General features: G+C 64.9%; 2 pseudogenes. Both read right to left on the bottom strand.

Annotated elements, in window-relative coordinates:
• A pseudogene (locus EOA27_RS38305) lies at positions 1-345 on the bottom strand (carbamate kinase); the annotation flags it as partial.
• 1 nt (position 346) lies between these two features.
• Positions 347-892: pseudogene (locus EOA27_RS38300) on the bottom strand (ornithine carbamoyltransferase subunit F); the annotation flags it as partial.

Here is an 892-nt window from a genome sequence, read left to right as displayed (position 1 = left end):
GGCGGGGTCGCCCGGGTCGACCTTCACCTGTGTCAGCAATGTCGCGAACAGCCTCTGGCTGATAAGGTTGGCAAGTTCCTGCTCGATCATGTAGCCGATCATGCCGGCGCTTTCGGCGCCGAGCACGTCGAGCGGGAACGCGCCGTCGCTCGAGGCCGCCGACTGGAGCGCCAGCAAGCCGACCTGCGGGCCGTTGCCATGCGTGATGACGAGCGAATGGCCTTGGTCGATAAGCGCCGCCAGGGCGGATGCCGCATGCTTGACATTGCCGCGCTGATTTTCGGCGGTCATGGGCTCGCCGCGCCGCAACAGCGCGTTCCCGCCGAGAGCCGCAACGATCAGCATCTCAATTGCCGATCGTCGCGACGAGCAGCGCCTTGATCGTGTGCATGCGGTTCTCCGCCTGGTCGAACACGATCGACGCGCCCGATTCGAAGACCTGATCGGTGACCTCCATGCAGTCGATGCCGAATTCGCGCGAGACCGAGGCGCCGACCTCGGTCTCGGTATCGTGGAACGCCGGCAGGCAATGCATGAATTTCACGTGCGGATTGCCGCTGGCCGACATCACCTCGCTCGTCACCCGATAGGGCGTCAGCAGGCGGATACGCTCGGCCCAGGCCGACTTGTCCTCACCCATGGAGAGCCAGACATCGGTGTAGATGAAGTCGGCGCCTTCGACGCAGCTCTTCACGTCTTCGTCCAGCCTGAAGCGGCCGCCGCTGCGCTCCACCAGGGTTCTGACATGGGCGCAGAACTCGTCGTCCGGCCAAAGCTCCTTGGGTGAAGCGATGCGCATGTCGACGCCGACCTTGGCGGCGCCCACGGCCAGGGATAGCGCGACATTGTCCCGACCCTCGCCGACGAAGGCGACCGTCATGTCGGACAGATG

Origin of the sequence: Mesorhizobium sp. M2A.F.Ca.ET.037.01.1.1, from assembly GCF_003998075.1 — a bacterium.
Lineage (GTDB): Bacteria > Pseudomonadota > Alphaproteobacteria > Rhizobiales > Rhizobiaceae > Mesorhizobium.
This window is presented reverse-complemented; position numbering and strand designations above follow the sequence as displayed.